The sequence below is a fragment of the Pseudomonas sp. LB-090624 genome (genome assembly GCF_003205205.1).
Taxonomy (GTDB): domain Bacteria; phylum Pseudomonadota; class Gammaproteobacteria; order Pseudomonadales; family Pseudomonadaceae; genus Aquipseudomonas.
In genome coordinates this window covers 1-18,877 of record NZ_QJRL01000049.1, presented here as the reverse complement: position 1 = coordinate 18,877, position 18,877 = coordinate 1, and the positions used below count along the sequence as shown (strand labels likewise).

General features: G+C 55.7%; 14 protein-coding genes and 1 other RNA gene. All 15 read left to right on the top strand.

Going from position 1 to position 18,877, the window contains the following annotated elements; genetic code table 11:
* Positions 1-57 precede the first annotated feature (57 nt).
* Positions 58-348: a hypothetical protein gene (locus tag DMX11_RS24860; RefSeq protein ID WP_110748155.1), complete on the top strand. Its 291-nt coding sequence runs from the start codon at positions 58-60 to the stop codon at positions 346-348.
* A gap of 99 nt (positions 349-447) precedes the next feature.
* Positions 448-839, top strand: a transfer-messenger RNA (tmRNA) gene (gene ssrA / locus DMX11_RS24855).
* Positions 840-1,027: 188 nt separating this feature from the next.
* Positions 1,028-2,284, top strand: a complete 1,257-nt coding sequence (locus tag DMX11_RS24850; RefSeq protein WP_110748152.1) for an integrase domain-containing protein — start codon at positions 1,028-1,030, stop codon at positions 2,282-2,284.
* 963 nt (positions 2,285-3,247) lie between these two features.
* Positions 3,248-4,645, top strand: coding sequence for a YfjI family protein (locus DMX11_RS24845; RefSeq protein ID WP_110748149.1), 1,398 nt, complete (start codon positions 3,248-3,250; stop codon positions 4,643-4,645).
* Positions 4,629-4,988: a hypothetical protein gene (locus tag DMX11_RS24840; protein ID WP_110748144.1), complete on the top strand. Its 360-nt coding sequence runs from the start codon at positions 4,629-4,631 to the stop codon at positions 4,986-4,988. The genes DMX11_RS24845 and DMX11_RS24840 overlap by 17 nt, the downstream gene beginning before the upstream one ends.
* Positions 4,966-5,943: an integrase domain-containing protein gene (locus DMX11_RS24835; protein WP_110748140.1), complete on the top strand. Its 978-nt coding sequence runs from the start codon at positions 4,966-4,968 to the stop codon at positions 5,941-5,943. Before DMX11_RS24840 ends, DMX11_RS24835 begins: the two co-directional genes overlap by 23 nt.
* Positions 5,943-6,221, top strand: a complete 279-nt coding sequence (locus tag DMX11_RS24830; protein ID WP_110748137.1) for a hypothetical protein — start codon at positions 5,943-5,945, stop codon at positions 6,219-6,221. The genes DMX11_RS24835 and DMX11_RS24830 overlap by 1 nt, the downstream gene beginning before the upstream one ends.
* Positions 6,222-6,365: 144 nt before the next feature.
* A complete protein-coding gene (locus DMX11_RS26095) occupies positions 6,366-6,539 on the top strand; it encodes a hypothetical protein (protein ID WP_177410790.1) in 174 nt (57 codons plus the stop codon).
* Between the two features lie 23 nt (positions 6,540-6,562).
* Positions 6,563-9,679: an anti-phage-associated DUF499 domain-containing protein gene (locus DMX11_RS24825; RefSeq protein ID WP_110748134.1), complete on the top strand. Its 3,117-nt coding sequence runs from the start codon at positions 6,563-6,565 to the stop codon at positions 9,677-9,679.
* A gap of 35 nt (positions 9,680-9,714) precedes the next feature.
* A complete protein-coding gene (locus DMX11_RS24820; protein ID WP_256590663.1) occupies positions 9,715-10,332 on the top strand; it encodes an anti-phage-associated DUF3780 domain-containing protein in 618 nt (205 codons plus the stop codon).
* 11 nt (positions 10,333-10,343) lie between these two features.
* On the top strand, positions 10,344-13,376 hold the full coding sequence (locus DMX11_RS24815; RefSeq protein ID WP_110748127.1) for an anti-phage-associated DUF1156 domain-containing protein: 3,033 nt from the start codon (positions 10,344-10,346) through the stop codon (positions 13,374-13,376).
* 11 nt (positions 13,377-13,387) lie between these two features.
* A complete protein-coding gene (locus tag DMX11_RS24810; protein ID WP_110748124.1) occupies positions 13,388-16,120 on the top strand; it encodes a phospholipase D-like domain-containing anti-phage protein in 2,733 nt (910 codons plus the stop codon).
* Positions 16,121-16,871: 751 nt separating this feature from the next.
* Complete coding sequence (locus tag DMX11_RS24805; RefSeq protein WP_110748120.1) at positions 16,872-17,114, top strand: hypothetical protein; 243 nt, start codon at positions 16,872-16,874, stop codon at positions 17,112-17,114.
* Between the two features lie 71 nt (positions 17,115-17,185).
* Positions 17,186-17,449, top strand: a complete 264-nt coding sequence (locus tag DMX11_RS24800; RefSeq protein WP_061202863.1) for a DUF3077 domain-containing protein — start codon at positions 17,186-17,188, stop codon at positions 17,447-17,449.
* Positions 17,450-17,635: 186 nt separating this feature from the next.
* Positions 17,636-18,799 (top strand): XRE family transcriptional regulator, encoded by a 1,164-nt coding sequence (locus DMX11_RS24795; protein ID WP_110748116.1) that lies wholly within the window; start codon positions 17,636-17,638, stop codon positions 18,797-18,799.
* Positions 18,800-18,877 lie beyond the last annotated feature (78 nt).

Below are 18,877 nucleotides of genomic sequence, written 5' to 3'. Positions count from 1 at the left end.
CTCCCCCCACAGTCCACCCTACAGGCCCACCTTCCCGAGGCCCCAGAGGAGACTCCCATGAAAGGTACCGCGCTTTCGGCCCTGTTCGCGGCCGCCACCCTGCTGGCTTCGCCGGTGTTCGCCGCCGATGACCTGTGCACCACCAACCTGCAGAAAATCGACGACAGCATGGCCACCGCCGGCGCCACCTCCGAAGGCCTGGACAAGGCCCTCACCGAGCACGTCGACAAAGCCAAGGCCGCCCAAGCCTCGGGCGATACCAAAGAATGCATCGCCATCACCAGCAAAGTGCTGGAGCGCCTTGAGAAAACCGAGAAAGGCAGCGGCTCGGCCGGCGGCGGCGCCTAAGCCCAAGCGCGGGCGACCGGATCCGCTGTCGACGTCGCCCGCGCAATGGCGTATACTCCGCCCTACGTGCCGTAAGGTGCGTTAGCCAAGAGCTAGTGTGGGGCCGATTAGGATTCGACGCCGGTAGCGAAACTCTAGGTGCATGCCGAGTTGGTAACAGAACTCGTAAATCCACTGTTGCAACTTCTATAGTTGCCAATGACGAAACCTTCGGCGAGGAATCCTACGCTCTCGCAGCGTAAGTGACCTTTGCTTCTGGTAGCTTCGGCTCCAGCAATCACTAGGGGATGCCTGTAAACCCGAACTGATTGTCATATAGAACAGGATCGTCGCGTAGCACGTTGTGGGCGAAGTGACTAAAACTTACACAACTCATCCAAAGCACCCTGCCCGTCGGGCGGCTGCGGATTAAATCAGTAGACACGGCTAAGCATGTAGTACCGACAGCGGAGTACTGGCGGACGGGGGTTCAAATCCCCCCGGCTCCACCAAATGATCAAACAAAGACGTCCACGGACGTCTTTTTTTGTGCCTCGAAGTCAGTGAAATCAAGGGTTTACTGCTCTTTTGAGGGCCACAACGGTTTTTTGAGTGCCAGCCATCCCGGTATTCCCGGTGGTATTCCAGCCTACCTGGGGCTAATCTTGGGAATACCAAAAGGTGTCAGGGAACTTCTCCCATGTGCGCTCAAACAGCTCGCCTCTCCGACCGCCAGCTCAAGGCGGTCAAGCCCAAAGACAAGGACTACGTCCTTACGGATGGCGACGGCCTCCAGCTCCGAGTCCGGGTCAACCGCTCGATGCAGTGGAATTTCAACTACAGGCATCCGATCACCAAGAATCGCATCAACATGGCGCTCGGCTCCTACCCTGAGGTCTCTCTGGCGCAAGCTCGGCGGAAAGCGGTTGATGCTAGGGAAGTACTTGCTCAGGAGATCGACCCCAAAGCTCAGCGCAACGATCTCGCACAGGCCAAGCTAGCCGAGACGGAACATACGTTCGAGAAAGTAGCGACCGCCTGGTTCGAGCTGAAAAAAGACTCGGTCACGGCAGCCTATGCCGAGGACATCTGGCGTTCACTCACTCTGCACGTTTTCCCGAGCATGAAATCGACTCCGATCTCGGAAGTAAGCGCACCGATGGTGATCAAGATCCTTCGCCCCATCGAAGCCAAAGGCAGCTTGGAAACCGTGAAGCGGCTTAGCCAGCGCCTCAACGAGATCATGACCTACGGTGTCAATTCGGGAATGATCTTCGCGAACCCGCTCAGCGGGATTCGGGCGGTATTCAAGAAACCGAAGAAAGAAAACATGGCGGCGCTTCCACCCGAGGAGCTTCCTGAGCTCATGCTGGAAATTGCGAACGCCAGCATCAAGCGCACGACCCGCTGCCTGATCGAATGGCAGTTGCACACGATGACTCGCCCCGCCGAGGCAGCGACTACTCGCTGGGCAGACATCGACTTTGAAAGGCGTGTCTGGACCATCCCGCCGGAGCGGATGAAGAAGCGCCGCCCGCACAGCATCCCGCTGAGCGATCAAGCCATGTCATTGCTGGAGATACTGAAGTCCCACAGTGGTCATCGGGAATACGTCTTCCCGTCAGATCGAAACCCTCGTACTCATGCCAATAGCCAGACCGCCAACATGGCGTTGAAACGCATGGGCTTCCAGGACCGCTTGGTCAGCCACGGCATGCGCTCGATGGCCAGCACCATATTGAATGAACATGGGTGGGACCCGGAGCTCATCGAAGTAGCGTTGGCGCACGTCGATAAGGATGAGGTGCGCAGCGCCTACAACCGAGCCGACTACATCGAGCGCCGACGACCGATGATGGCTTGGTGGAGCGAGTACATTCTGAAGGCGTCGACGGGCAATCTCTCGGCCAGCGCGATGAATGTGGCCAGGGATCGGAACGTAGTACCTATCCGATAGGACGGCGACAACGGCGACACAGGCGACAGACCGCGTGCCATCTACATCCTTGTCGTCTGAGCTGATGGCGACAGTCGCCAACTCGCCTCAATTTTGGCTTCTCCGGCTAAGTCCGGGAGCATGGGGAGGCTTCGCATCCCCATGCTCCCGGGCTAACACTAGAAAAGCGACAAACGGCCACTTAGCCACTGACAGCCACCAATTTCCAAAGCACGCCAGAGGATGAATCTGGCGCATTTCCATGTGCCCTTCACCAATTGACCCGTGCCACGGTGACCGATAGAACGAAGGTTCAAAGCGCTGCCTTAGGCAGCACCCCAGATGACCAGAGCCTTCAAGGTCATGCCGCTAACCCGGTGGTTCACCCAAAGTGCGATTCGCGCCCGGAGGCTCGCACGGTCATTCGCCAGAATGATGGACGCCCTCTAAACAATCCGCCTAGTGCGGCTGCCCGCTAACCCTTTAGCCCTGCAGCAACGAACCTGCTCGGCCAACGTTTTGCGCCAACCGTTCGCCCGTCTCTTTTTCCAGAAAAGAGACGGGCGCTCCTGACACTGCTGCAGCCCCCATCGCATATGGCTTTGCTGCAATTCCCCTCGTGACAATCGGCGTGACAAACGCCGATGTCACCAGCAACAGCGCTGTAGATGATGGTGCCGCAGACCAAGGAATGGACTGCACCTGACTGACAGTCAGGCATGCCCCGGTCATCGCGGTGCTGCTTGCACCCGGCTCAGGATCTTGCGGCACTGGTCTCGTCACCCAGTGCAGCCTCCACCCGCCCACCGCTATCGGTGCTCAGGAGGCCAGATCATGAGATGCCCTTGCTCTTGGACGTAAAGAGCCGCCAGTCCCGCGTCAGTGGACACCCTCACAGGTCGCAGGGGCCTTGATCCCTGATAACACTCAGCATTCTTGGCGGGATGACGTGAGGGAGAGATCGGTAATTTATGGAGGACGGCTATGCAACTGTGCGAAGTACAAGGGCCACCGCGCCCCTTGCTGGAGCAGCAGATTACGCCCCTACCCTACCCGGTCGCGGCGCTGGGCGATCTATTGGGGCCTGCCGTGGAACGCATGGCCGATGTAATCGGCGTGCCCTGCGCCATGGCCGCGCAATCTGTTCTAGCCACGGCAGCTTTGGCGAGCCAGGCGCACGGCAATGTTCACCTAGACGGCCGAATCTATCCGTTGTCGCTGTACTTGCTGACAGTGGCTTGCTCGGGTGATCGCAAAAGCGCGGTGGACCAAGTTGCGCTGCAAGCCGTACGCGACTGGGAGAGACAGCAGTGGATCGCCTATGGCCAACAGCTCAAGGCGCATCGCGCTGCAATGAGCCACACCGCGAAGTCACCGGCCCCGAAAAAATCAGCCCACGCGGCGCTGGACGCCCAACCTGAGCCTGTCCAACCTAGACTGCTCACTGCTGAGCCAACCATTGAAGGCTTGGTGAAAAACCTGTGCCATGGTTTGCCGAGCATGGGGCTGTTTAGCGATGAAGGCGGCCAGTTTTTAGGCGGCAGCACCATGAGCAAGGACAACATGATCAAGGCGATCACTCACTTGTCGACGCTGTGGGACGGCAGCCCAATTGATCGGTCGCGCGCGATGGCTGGGGAAAGTCTACGCGCCTATGATCGTCGCCTCAGCTTGCATTTGATGCTCCAACCCCGCCTAGCCGAACGCTTGCTTCAAGACGCGGATATCAAAGATCAGGGCATCCTGGGGCGCTGCCTGATCAGTTGGCCCGAGCGCCTGGTTGGACAACGGCTGTACAAAGCCATCGACCTGACCCGAGATCCAAAGGTGCACCTGTACCAGCAGCACATTGCCGCGCTGATGCAGAAGCCTTGGTCACGCCATGAAGACGGCGGTCTCAACCCTGCAACCCTAGAGTTAAGCGCCCGTGCCCTTGAAGCATGGATTGCCATTCACGACACCATTGAATGCGAGTCCGGAGAGTTCGGCGAGCTGGTCAACGTGCAAGCTGCTGCGGGCAAAGCCGCCGCGAACGTACTGCGCATGGCTGGCGTAATGGCGGTGGTTGAGGAGTGTACAGCCTTGGAAGAAGTGCACATTCAGCGCGCCTCTACGCTGATGGACTACTACCTGGCCGAGAACCAACGACTGACTGAACAGGAACCTCTGAATAAGCTTCGCGCAGAGGCAGATTGCCTGCTGCGCTGGTTGATAACGAAGAACTGGCCACCGTTTCGCCTCCGCGATCTCACGCGAAACGGCCCTCGCTTTGCCCGTAAAAGCACGCGGCACACCTTCGAGTTATTGCTGCAGCTGGTTACCCATAACTGGCTGAATAATGCCGGAGACATATTCGAGGTGCGCCATGTTCCGCCTCAATGACGCCGTGCGCCGCTACCAGGCGCAACATCGCTCGTCGTCCGAGTTACGGAGTGTCGCCGCCACTGCCACCGTTTTGTCGCCACCTGCCAAGCGAGATACGGCGGGGGTTGTCGCCAGTGTCGCCGCTGTCGCCAGTACAACATCTAAGCCCATCGACCTCGCTCAGCTCATCGAGCAGTTGCAAGAAGAAGGGGCTCTGCTGCAACACATTGAAAACGCCCTTCTCATCCGCCCGGCACACTGGGGACAGTTGGACAGCCTTAGCGCCCACTGGAGAGCCCTGTTGCTGCACCTACAAGCCAACGATCAAGGTGAAGACAATGGCGCTGGTCGGTCGGCGTGACGGTCGCAACTTTGGCTATGGTCGCCAACTGAGCTACGCCGGCCGAGAGGCCCTAAAAGATATGTTTGTCGACGGCCACTTCGCCACGGTCAAAGCGCATGGCGATCGCTGGCAAGCCTTCGTACGCTGGTGCCGGTCCGAAGATGGGCCTGGCTACAATGATGCGCGTCAGATCGATCGGCAGACGCTAAATGATTACGCCGCTTACCTTCGCCAGCAGATACAGCACGGCGAATTGTGTATCGCCACCGCGCAAAATCGCTTGAGCAGCGTCAACCGCACCCTAGCGGCACTGCGCGGTGACCAGAAGATGAGAATCATCAGCCCGAGCCAGGCGCTAGGACAGCAGCGTTCCAACGTACGCACTCGAGCACCAGATGGCCAAAACCATCAACAAGTACAGCGAGTATTTCATGCGCTTGCTGAGCAGCAACACCAGCGAGTAGCGGCCATTATCATGCTGGCCCGCACAACGGGCATGCGTCTACGTGAAGCAATCCTGGCGGATCTGCCACGCCTGCAGCGCGAAGCAGTACACCTAGGCCGCATCAATATTCAGGACGGTACCAAAGGCGGCCGCTCAGGGGCATCTGCGCCACGCTGGATCATCGCCACTGAACAAGTTAACGCGGCGATCCAATTAGCGCGTGATGTGTCGCCGGCCCGAAGCCGCAACTTGCTGGCCCGCGACGAAAGCTACGCCGCATTCCTGCAACAAGCCGTGCTCCCCGCCCGAGAAACGCTGCATGAACACGGGCTGAAGGGTTTCCATGAATTGCGCGCGGCTTACGCCTGCGAGCGTTATGAACAACTCACGGGCCACGCCGCACCAGTCAATGGTGGTCACTGCTATTACATTCACCGCGACCTTGATCAACAAGCGCGCCAGCAGATCAGCGTTGAGCTCGGACATAAGCGGATCGACGTGATTTCGGCCTACGTTGGAGGTCGCTAATGAAGAAGGCCTTCGATATGGCCCTGTTCTTGAGTGGGGTACTTAAAGGATCGCAGCCAACGCAGCAGCGGCATCTGCGTCAGGCCCGGATAATGCTAGCGGCGATTAATCATCGCTGGCAACGGGACACCCCTTGGACCTGGCGACAAAAGCACCTGCGCTGGTTTCTCACTCAGTACCTGAAAGACCACTCCGATAACGCTCGCTATTGCTATCTCCTCACTGCTCGGTTGGTCTGGAAGCGATTAGGACACGCCCGGATTGGAGCACTAAAATGAGAATCCATTGCATTAACACCTAAAGACTTCCAGCTTGCCTGATTCGACACAGCCCCTCCGCGGTTCAAGAAAAATTACTTCTGGCAGCAAATGCTCTCAAGTAACATCACGTCACGTTATGAATCAAGCCGGGTACCCACGCTAATGAAAACTAGCAATCGCGTTGTGATCGAGGTTGATCCTGCCCAAAAGCAGCAGATCTACGCCGCACTGAAGGCACGTGGGTTGACCATGCGCGAGTGGTTTCTGCAGCAGGTGAGCCAGGAACTATCCATTCCTAAGCCCGCCAATCCCTCCAGCCAGTCGAGCAACGATTAAGTAATTCTCAGGGAGTCGAGCAGATGCTCAAGACAATCAAGCAGGCATGCACATTCAACCCAATCATTCGCGACTATCGGATGAGCGAAGGTATCGAGAACCTTTCTGCCCTTATTTCCGATGAAGGCGATGGACGTGAGTTTTTTGCGCGAAACTACATCACCTCGGGCATGGAACAGCTGTTTCGCGAGGGGATGCTGCGGCTAGATGGCAAATCAGATCAGGCTGTTTTCGAGCTGACCCAGGCAATGGGAGGCGGTAAAACCCACATGATGATTGCTCTAGGTCTGCTGGCTAAGCATCCGCATCTGCGCAGTGAGGTGCTGTCGCCTGATCTTGCTAAGCGGATCGAAATCGGTGAGGTGCGAGTAGCCGCATTCAATGGTCGAAACACTCCGGAGAATTATATCTGGGGTGAGATCGCTACTCAGCTGGGTGAGGACGAGGCAGTCAAGCCTTACTGGGTCAATGGACCTCGCGCGGTCGACCAGGCTGGCTGGAAGAAAATCATCGGGGACAAGCCGACCCTGATCATGCTTGATGAGCTACCCCCTTACCTAGAAATCGCAAGCACCACCGTCATCGGTGGCGGTACGCTGGCTACAGTGAGCACCTACACGCTCAGCTGCCTGATGAGCGCTGCCTTGGAGCTACCACGTTGCTGCATTGTGATTGCCAACTTATCCGGCAGCTATGTAGCTCAGACCAAGGCAATTGCCGAAGCAATCTCTAACCTCCAGCAAGAAGCCAGTCGCCAAGCCAGCACCATCACCCCCGTTCAACTGGCGGGCAACGAGATCTACGAGATCCTGAAGAAACGATTGATCGTAGAGCTGCCCGACGAGTCCGTCATCAACGATGTCGCGGAAGAATATGCCCAGCGCATAAAGGCAGCCTCCGATGGTGGATACATTGTGGCGACCAGTCTGGAGCAAGTCGCCCAGCAGATCAGGGAAACCTACCCCTTCCACCCCTCCTTCAAACATCTGGTTGCTTTGTTTAAGGAGAACGAGGGCTTCCGGCAGACACGAGGCCTGATGCAGTTCGCTGCGCGCCTACTCAAGAGTGTCGATGACCGCGAAACCGATGATGTCTTCCTCGCCGGTGCCCAGCATCTGCGTCTGAATGACGATGCTGTACGCGAAGAGGTCGGCCGCATCGCCAACTCGCTCCGCCCGGCCATGGCCCACGATATTGCCGACGACGGCCAGTCCATCGCAGAGGAAATCGATGCCAACCTGGGCAGCGATGCTGCTCAGCAAGTCGGTGCCCTGCTGCTAGCGTCCTCATTCTCTCGGGCGGTCGGCGGTCGAATCGGTCTGACCGAAGCAGAGATCATCGAGTTCTTGGCTGCACCCAACCGTAAGTCCGATGAGTTCAAGACAGCTCTGGAGAAACTGCGCGAGCAGGCGTGGTATCTGCATCGCGAAGAGGAGCGTTTCTTCATTAAAGAAACAGAAAACCTCTCTCGCCAGATTGAGCGAAATGCTCGCGATATCCCTCAGCCGAAGATTGATCAGGCACTGATCAACAAGCTCACGGCTGTGTTGCAGCCGGTTAGCAAGGCAGCCTACCAGGATGTCCAGGTGCTGCCGCGACTGGATGATATAAAGCTGAGTGGGCCTCGTGTTCTGATTGTGGTGCGCCCGGACGGCAAGCTACCGCCGAGCGAGCTGGTCAATTTCTTCGAGTACCAGCAAGAGAAGAACAATTTCATGGTGCTGTCCGGTCAGGACAGCTATCTCGCCGATACCGTCGAAGATCGTCTGCGCGAGCTGTATGCAATTGAGTCCATCTGCAAGCGCCTGAAGGACGGTGACAGCCTCTTCGAGGAGGCACGTGATCGCCTAGAAGATGCCCAGCAGCGCTTCAACAAAGCGCTTTCCGGCACCTACAACCGGATCTACTTCCCAGCCATCGACGAGATGACCGGCAATGCCCAGCTAATGCAAGCCACAATCGATAATGGCCTAAACATGGGACAAGGCACTAGCTCCGCCGAGCATCAGATTGAGCAGCTCCTGGCCAGCCCCCGCGCCAATTACAAACTGATCCTCAATTTATCGGAAGAACCAGGCACTTACTGGGCGATGGCGGAAGAGGATCTTTGGCCGGCTAATGATCGCAGAACGCCTTGGAAGGACGTGCTGATGCGCGCCAAGAGCAATCCGATCTGGGCCTGGATGCCCGGCGCCGGTGGCATGGAGACCCTCAAGACAGAAGCCCTGAAGCAAGGTCGCTGGCGACAAGGGACTGACGGCTACATCGAGAAAGGGCCGTTTCCGGCAGAAAAAACTGCAGTGAACGTGACTGTGCATGCCTCGAACGAAGCGACAGGCGAAACCACCCTAGCCCTGATTCCCCGCAATGCGGGCCAGAGCCCAGTGGTTTATTACGCGCAGACCGCCAAGGTCAGTACCAGCGACCCTAAGATCGAAGATCTGGATAACTTCACGACCGACGCAGCAACCCTGTACTTTCTGGCCGTGGACAGCGAAGGCAAACATGAACCCGGAGAGCCGCAGCGCTGGGTGGCTGAGCTTCGCGTGCGTCATCAGGTCCAGGCCATCGCCGACAAGCGCATAGTCACCCTCTCCTGCATGCCTGCGGCCGATATGCGTTACACCCTGGATGGCTCCAACCCTAAGGATGGAGAACTGTACGGAGACCCCTTCGAGGTTGGCTCGCAGGCTGCCCGTCTGATGGTCTATGCCTGCTCGGGCGAGGCTACTCGTACCGCCGACTTCCAGATCCCAGCTGCCAACGACAAACAGGTTCAGATCGACGACGCCAAGCCGGCAAAGTTGGCTGAGAACAAGAAGGTGTCGCTCGACAGTACCGACAAGGTGTTCGGCGTACTCAATGCCTTCAAAAGCTCGCCGGCCACCTTCAAGGGGGTGCGCATCCAGATTGGTGAAGGCGAGAACACCGTTAGCATCAACTTTGTCGAGCGCGAGGTTACGGCTTCCGTGATCGAGGCGGCCATCAACGGGCTGCGTATGGCGCTAGGGAATGAGCAAGAAACCGTTACCGTACAGATTCGAAGCGGAGCAGCCTTCGAGAATGGCTTCGCTGCCAAAGAGTTCGCCAAACTCAGTGGTGTTGAGCTACGGCCTGGCGATGTGATCCAGGCAGAATGACCATGGCCAACGCATTACGTAGAGAGGAATCAGGCATGGCTCGTTCCCCCAGTAAAACTGTAAGTGGAGCCAAAAAAACCAAGGCACCTGAGCGCCCGACCATCGGTTTTGGTGTGCCGGCCACCACAGACCCTCATCACTTCCTGGTGGAAGTGCCCAAGAGTTCGACTGGCGCAGTTCGCATCATCGAAAGCATCGGGCTGCAGGCTCAGGATCAGCAAACCAGCATCATTGAGCGCGTGGTGATTGAGCGCTCGCGCTGGACAGCGATCCGCAGTGAAGTTCAGCGGGCCTTCAATGTGCGCCTGAAGGAGCACAACCTGCGTGTCAGCGCCTGGAAGGTGGGCGATAACCCTGTAGATCGCCTGCTTGGCAAAGAGCTCTGCGTACTGGCTTGGGCGGTTGAAGACATGAACCCAGAGAAGATTCCTGTTGCAGTACGTAACTGGCTGGCTTTACGCCCCGAAGAACGCTGGTGGTTGTTCGGCATGACCGCTATGAGTACAGGTGGCGTAAATGACAGCAACAAGGGCTGGCGACTGGCTCTTCGACACGCATTGGGCGACGTAGCGCAGACCGAATTATTCAAGCCGCAGGCTGTGAAATCCCGCAAACCAGATACTGAGCGTCCGACCTTGGGCCTGTTCGATTAAGGAAAACAGAAATGAACGCCATAACTCCTGCCCAACTGGTGCCTTTTTCCCTCAAGAATGCCCCGGCCCTTATCGAAACAGTTTTCCCAGCCCAGAAGGTGTCATTTGAAGCACAGCGGGAGCGTAAAGCAGGGCCTGGACAGACGCTGACGGCTTTAGGGTCGTATTGGAAGGGGCGGAAGCCCTTGATTCTAGTTCGAGCCGTGGTACTAGGAAGCCTCCTACCAGTGACAGACGACGCTGAGCAAGATCTGGAGTTATTTGAGGCGTTAATGGGCTTCGACTTTTCTGGGCTCGGCAGGCGTGCTGTGAATTATCAAGGGGCTCTGAAGCCAGCTCAAATCGCAAGGATGATCACATTAAATAATCCTTGGGATTATTTCAGCTACAAGATTGAAGGGGACAATGAAGTCCGCGAAGAGGACGTAGATTTTTGGTGGTTCCCACTGAGCGCCGAGGAAAAGGGACTCAAAATTAGCTGGAAACGTGGTATCAGCGATGAGGCTAAAGCAGATATCTACGCAAAGGCACTAGCTACTAGCTCAACATACGAAGAGCGTTCACTACTATGTAAACGCCCAGAGGAAGTCGATCCGGATTTTTTATTATCTCCAGTCTGGATAAAGGTAAACGAACGGCTCGGCCACCTAGGTATTAATGCTCACTCGATGACGCAATTGATAGAACAGCTGGGAGTTCTCCGATACGGTCGCAGACCAAAGATAGGAGACACATTCTCCGGCGGGGGCTCCATCCCATTCGAGGCTGCTAGAATGGGATGCGATGTTTATGCATCCGACTTGAATCCTGTTGCTTGCATGCTCACATGGGGAGCACTGAACATAGTTGGGGCCGCTCCAGAAAGGCTTGCCGCAATCAAAGCAGAGCAAAAGAAAGCTATCGACTCTGCTCAAGCTAAAGTTGATGCGTTAGAAATCGAGCGAGACAGCAATGGGAACCGCGCTAAAGCCTATCTGTATTGCCTCGAAGCACGCTGCCCAGATACTGGCTGGTTAGTTCCGCTCTCCACAACCTGGGTGGTTTCACCTCGCCAGATGACAATTGCAAAGCTAACCCCTAATAAAGCCAGAAAATCGTTTGATATTGAAATTGTCTCTGGTGTTTCAAGCGCAGAGCTCCAAGAAGCGACAGCGGGAACTATTCAATCTGGCTGCATGGTTTACCGCTTAGATGGCAAAGAGTACAGAACTCCAATCAAAACCATTAGAGAGGACTATCGTGACGAGGGCGGCGAAGCTAAAAACAGGCTCCGCCGATGGGGTAAAGATGACTTTAAACCTCTTGAGAGTGATATTTTTCAAGAACGACTTTACTGTATTCAGTGGATTAAGTCCTCATCTTTAGAGGCGGCACGCCCTGATACTTTCTTTGCTTCTGTTTCCGCGGAAGATATGGTGCGCGAAAATAAAATCAATGAGATCGTCTCAAAGAACTTAGCATCATGGCAGGATCTTGGTTTAGTGCCAGACATGGAAATAGAACCTGGCTCCAATACAGATCAGCCAATTCGGGAGCGCGGCTGGACACATTGGCACCACATGTTCAGCCCGCGAGAATTGCTGACTCTTTCAATATTGCGAAATGAAATAAAAACCCCAGAATTAGCCCCTGAGTTTTGTGGAACCTTAGATTTTTGTTCAAAGCTATCCCGCTGGATTGTCCGCTTTTCTTCTGGCGGCGGAAGTGACTTCACCTCAAATGTATTTTCCAGCCAGGCACTCAACACTCTTACGAACTGGGCGAATCGTTCATTCAGCGAGCATAATTTTGTTCAAGACTATAAGTGCGAGACGATATCAACGAGCTCCACAATAAGAATGTCGACTGCGGATGCTGTCGATGAAATTGTTGACATATACGTAACCGACCCTCCTTACGCTGACGCCGTGAACTATCACGAGATCACGGAGTTCTTTATCGCATGGTTACGGAAAAGTCCACCTGCTCCTTTTAATGAATGGACATGGGACTCCCGCAGAGCATTGGCTATTAAAGGAGATGGTGACGATTTCCGACGAGGGATGATAGACGCTTATTCGGCCATGGCTAAACACATGCCTGACAATGGAATGCAGTGCGTGATGTTTACCCATCAAAGTACTGAGGTATGGTCGGACATGGTAGGTATCTTCTGGGCTGCAGGGCTTCAGGTAGTGGCTGCTTGGTACATTGCTACTGAAACCAGCACTGATCTTAAAAAAGGGGGATACGTACAGGGAACTGTGACACTAATGTTGCGCAAGCGAAGCGCCGGCGAAAAAGTCGGCTTCAAGCAGCGCATTCTTCCTGCGGTTCGAAATGAGGTTGCGGCCCAGATCAAACAGATGATGCATCTCAATGATGAGGTGGAAGCCCGTATGGGCGAGCCTGTTTTCAATGATGCAGACTTGCAGATGGCGGGTTACGCAGCGGCCCTAAAAGTGCTGACCGCCTATACCAAGATTGGTGAGACCGATGTCACCACATTCGCCCTGCGACCCCGTGTCAAAGGCGAGACCACCGTGGTGGATGAAATCGTCCAGCAAGCCTCCGAGGCAGCCAACGGCCTGTTGGTGCCTGAAGGGGTTGCTCTGGATACCTGGCAAGCCATTGATGGCATTCAGCGCTTCTACTTACGTATGCTCGATATGGAGTCGGCCGGTGCCTCAAAGCTGGATAACTACCAGAACTTTGCCAAGGCTTTCCGTGTGGATGACTACACAAAAGTCATGGCCAGCATGACGGCCAATGGCTCGCGGCTGAAGCAAGTTAACGAGTTCGGCTCCCGTGAGCTGACCGATAGCACGGAAATCGGCCCAACTTGGCTGGGCCATCTGATCATCGCTATTCAGCAACTGCTAACTGATGTCGAACCGCAATCTGTGGTCAAAACACTGATGGAGGATCTGCCTGACTACCTCGAAGTCCGTCCAAAGCTGATCGACCTGGTTCGCTTCCTGGAGAATAAGTCCCGCAATGAAGCTGTGCGTTCGGCTGCAGAGGTTCTTGTTTCGCGAATGCAAACGCAGCGTCTGGACTCTTGAGAGGTTAAGGCATGACGATCACCCGCTTGTCCTCTCGCAACGATGCGCTGGATCAGAGCTTCCTCGTCGAGCACCTCAAAGGCGCTCGGCGCTATCGGCGAATCGCCGGCTACTTCACCAGTTCGCTGTTTGAGGTGGCCGGAGAGCTGATCGATCAGATTCCCGAGGTGCAGATTGTTTGCAATGCGGACATTCAGGCAGAGGACCTGCGAGTGGCTCAGGTGTGTGAGGCCAAGCTGCTGGGCAAGCTGAACGAACGCTCGGTTGAGATTGAATCGCTGCTGAATCGTGAACGCTACCAGCAGCTGGCCTCTTTTCTGGAGAAACGTGGCCAAGTTATCCGGGTTGCGCCTGATAGCGCCTGTGGCTTCGTGCATGGTAAGGCAGGGGTGATCGATCTGGCCGATGGCCGCAAGCTAGGCTTCATTGGCTCAATGAACGAGACCAGCAGTGGTTGGCAGAGCCACTACGAAATCCTCTGGTCCGATGACTCTCCGGAAGGGGTCGCCTGGATTGAAGCTGAGTTTGAGTATCTATGGAATGCTGCCAAGCCCCTGCCGACTGCGGTTTGCCGGGAAATCACTCGCCGCAGCCACCGCCATGAGGTATCCATCGAAGAGGTGGAAGAACCTGATCAAATTGCCCCTGCTGCCCTAATCGAGTCGCCGCTGTATCGCGAAGGGTTCTCTTTGCAACCCTGGCAACAGGGATTCGTCACAGAGTGCCTGAAGCATTACCAAGAATATGGCGTTGTCCGCTTACTGTTAGCAGATGAGGTCGGCTTAGGAAAAACACTTTCCATGGGCACAGCTGCACTTGCGTTAAGCCTGCTGGCCGAGCAGAAAGGGCGCAGTAAACCCGTCATCATCTTTGCACCGGCGACGCTCTGTGAGCAGTGGCAGACCGAGATGATGGACAAGTTGGGTATCCCTTGTGCGCGATGGCAAACGCAGCAGAAAGCGTGGCTTGATGAGCAAGGGCGAGCAATATCTGCCGAGGGCGCTGGCCATGTTGCAAACTGCCCGCTGAGAATCGGCATCATCTCAACTGGCCTGATGCTGCGCGACTCGCCAGAGAAGGCGCACTTACTCGGGCTCCGTGGCGGCTTTGGGCTGGTAATACTCGATGAGGCTCACAAGGCACGCACTCGCCAGGGAATGGGCAAGGACGCGGGCACACCAAATGAGTTGCTGGCGTTCATCCGTGACATTTCAGCCCGCTCAGATCACGTTCTCCTAGGTACGGCAACGCCAATCCAGACTCGCCGGGAGGACTTGTGGGACTTGGTGCGGGTTCTGCATCAGGGCAAAGGTAATTTCGTTCTGGGTGGAGATTTTTCGGAATGGCATAAGCCAAAGGACATTATCCCGATCCTATCTGGGGAAGTGGACGTAACAGATTCAGGTTATGCCTGGAGGTTGCTTCGTGCGCCATTGCCTACCGTTAACTCAACTCAAGACAGCCACGCTCGGCGGCTGTACAGCTTGATTCGCCAGGATCTTGGGCTACCGCAGAACGAATGGCTTGGCGGCTCATTCTCCGAATTGGGTGAGGATGCCCGTGAGGTTATGGAGGATGCACTTGAGCGCCGTGTCGCTGGGGCTAGCTTCTTCCAACGCGAAAATCCATTTGTGCGCCATGTGGTGCTGCGCAAACGTACCACTCTTGAGAATGAAGGGCTTCTCAAGGCCATTGGGGTGGACGTTCATCCTGATGTCGGATTGGTAAAGGATGTTCACCGCTTCCATGCCCTGTTTGAGGGATTGGCTCTGCGTTCCAGTGAGGACTTCCGCGAAGCTTACAGCCAGGCTCGTGGCTTCGGTAAGGCTTTGGCCAGCAGCGGACGTGGAAGTGGCTTCATGAAAAACCTGATGGAGCAGCGCATCTGCAGCAGTATCGTCGCGGGGATCAACACCGCAACCAAACTGCTGGGCGGCGAGACAATTACCGAAGAAAGCGATGAGGGTGAAGTTTCGGTTCAAGTGCAAAGCACCGATGAGCAGTTGGCTCTGGAGCGGTTGCTAAATCGCCTGAAGCTGGTCAAGGAAGATCCAAAACTTAAGGCGATACTGCACTATTTGGAGATCGAGGGCTGGCGTGAGCTTGGCTGCATCATTTTCAGCCAATATTACGACACTGCTCGCTGGGTGGCTGAATCGCTAGCTGCACGCTACCCCGATGAGGCTGTGGGCCTGTATGCGGGGGCTGGTCGCAGCCGGCTCTATCGACAAGGTGACAGCGTGGCCATCGAACGCGAAACCCTTAAGCGTATGGTAGCGGATCGCAAACTTCGCCTTATGGTCGCCACCGACGCAGCCTGTGAGGGTTTAAACCTTCAGACATTGGGCGCGCTAATCAACGTTGACCTTCCATGGAATCCGACCAAGCTTGAACAGCGCATTGGCCGTATCAAGCGCTTCGGCCAGACACGCGACAAGGTGGACATGCTCAACCTTGTGAACGAGCAGACAGTGGACGAAAAAGTCTACGACCGTCTTTCCGAGCGCATGAAGGACCGCTTTGATCTGTTCGGATCGTTGCCGGACACCATCAAGGACGAATGGATCGACGACATCGAGTATCTGGGAGAGTTGATGGACCAGTACATCAATGCCCAGAAGCAGGAAACCGGCTTCGATCTGCGCTACAACGCAACGATGCGCCCAACCGATAACGACTGGCGAAAATGCGCCCATGTCTTGTCACGTCGAGATTTTGAGACGCTGATGAGAAAGGGATGGTAATGCTCGCCCCTAACAGGGTCTATTGATGCAGGTAGACAGAAGCCTGCTGATCGCGATAAATGGAAATTCACTTCCGAACCAGATTTCCGTTAATGGCGTGTCGCAGGGCTACGCTGGCAATTGATACGTCAGGGTTCAGGCATCCATGGTCAACCTGGGCCTTGAAGGGTTTGGGAAAAAATGTGCGCTGGCGCATAGTGCTCCTCAATTAAGGGCGATGGTGTCCACGTAACCATCACCCTTAATTCGGGGACTCTGGCGGTGTCTTCGGCAGACGCTTACGCCAGATGCAGCCAGTTGTATTCCAAACGGTATCCCATGAGAAAAATTAAAAAAATATTTCTATAAAAATTAGAAGCCTGCGCTACCAGTTCAAATTACCCCGGCCCACCAAATCCAAAGAAGAAGACGCCCTCGGGCGTCTTTTTTGTGCCTGGCATTTGGGCGCTGCGGGTCGAAAAATCGGATTTAACCCCTTCCTTGTAGGACGTTTCCCAAAGATACTCCCACCACCTGTTTTCCGTTGCGGCCATTGTTTCAGGGTTTTAGTCTCGGTGGGTCGTTGCTCATCAACGACCGGCTTTGACAGGCCGCAACGATACACAGCGCGCAGAACCGCTCATGGCGGTTGTGCATGGGGCACGCTCGCGTGCGCCGGTTTCTGTGTTCGCCGGTCTGTCAACCCGTGCACAGCTGCCACCATTCCGTTTGACAGCGGGTTGGCGGTGGCCCCTATCGAGAACACAGCACAATGCTAAAGATAGTCCCCGACCCACCCCACCACCTCCACTCCCTGGAAGACACGATCATGATGGCCTCGGACTACGTACTCTGTGCAGAAGCCGTAGCCCAGCAGGCGATGCTGATGCAGCCCCGATCGCCCGCATCGGTGTTGATCATGGCCTCGATGCACGAGCTCGAAACCCTGCGCCGATTACTCGAATCAGCGCTGGTGCAAATACAGCAGCCAGCCAACCCGCAACCCGTGCATTGATTCACATACCGGGCAAAAGTCTGTGCCAGCACGGCTTACCACCGCATCAGCAAAACCAGGGAGATCGAACAATGACAACCGAAGACACCCCGTGCACAGTCGGTAAAACCATTTTCTTCCAAGGTGAAAACCAGACCCACCCACTGTTCCGCATCGAAGCCGGCATTCCATGCCAGAACGCCCGCGAACAGGCCTCGGAACTGATGGGCTACGCGCGGGACCTGACCATCGACGGGCTGATGGAAGATAAACCGAAGCTGATCTGGGCAGCGCACTACCTCTGTGCTTTGGGCAAAGCGCTACTGGATGATGCCGAACTCGGCATGATGCGTTGACCACACACCGCGATGCTTCAGGGGGCCAGCGCCAGCCGCTTGGCCCTGTTACCCCCATCCCATCAAGGCCGAGGGATGCGGTCTTCCTCAGCAACTAGCCCTGTGGTGAAAATTTCACCCAATCTCAATTGTCATAAAACTTGACAAAACTTGATTTAAGCTCGCGCGCCCCCTACATTACCGCTTATGCAAAATACCTTACACACCGAGTCGCTCCGCGCTGCTCTCGCGCAGCGTGGCTGGACACAAAAAGACCTGGCAGACCAGATGGGGGTTTCGGCGCAATCCGTCACTAACTGGTTCAAAGGCAAGGATTTTCCTCGTCCGGACAAACTGCTGAAACTGGCCACGATGCTGCATCTGTCGTTTTCACAGTTGGTTTCACCCCCTAAGGATCAGCCCATAGTCGCGTTCCGCAAAAAAGCGGGTACCAAGACCACCGATGAGCACATCCTGAAAGCGTTGGGCATTGGCGAACTGCTCAAGCCACTTGTCACGTTTCTACCGAAGCTACCGACCTTACGGACGAAGATTTCGTCTCCGTCCCTGACCTATTCACGCGTACAAAACGATGCCTCGCAAGTGCGTAACAAGCTCGGTCTGGGTGAACTCAGCGTGCTGGGCTACGAAGCGCTGATCGCCGAATTCAAGGCGTGTGGAGCTGTGCTAGTACCCGTCCTGTGGGGGCACAAGCAACAGCATAAAAATGCTCTGCACATCCTATTGCCCGCCGCCGATGTCACGTTCGTATTCGTCAACCTCGATACCAAGCTGGAAGATTTCAAGTTCTGGATGGCTCACGAACTGGCTCACGTTTACACCCCGGAGTTGGCTGGGAGCAATGAAGGGGAGGATTTTGCGGATGCGTTCGCTGCTTCCCTGCTGTTCCCTGAGGCCTGTGCAGTGGTCGCATACACCGAAGTGGCTCAAGCGAACAACATAGCTGGGGAGACTGAGATCCTTCAGCGGCATGCCTGGCATCACCAGATCTCGTTGAATACAGTGTTTCAGCAAACGCGACGCTATGCGATGGAAAAACAGCTGCCACCGTTGCGGGTGGACGAGAAGACGATCCATAGGGTACGGAATAGGTCTGAACCGCAAATGGTCAGCACGATCTTGTTCGAGCCAACGCCCCCGAAGCCTGCGCAGTATCTTGCCGCTGCTTCGAATGTGTTTCAGTCGGAATTTTTCTTGGCGCTCAAGCGCATGATTCGCGAGCATGCCACGGGGCCATCGTATGTACAGCAAATCATGGACGTGTCGCTCAGTGACGCCATCGCTCTGCATGGCGAGCTGGTGGATCGTGTCCCGGGAAGTGGTGTAACTCATCATGGCTCTTGCCATTGAGTTCGCCGTTTAGTTGATCACAGCTGACAGCTTGGCTTGTGGATTATCGCTGACCGCTTCGAAGGCCTCCAACTGCAT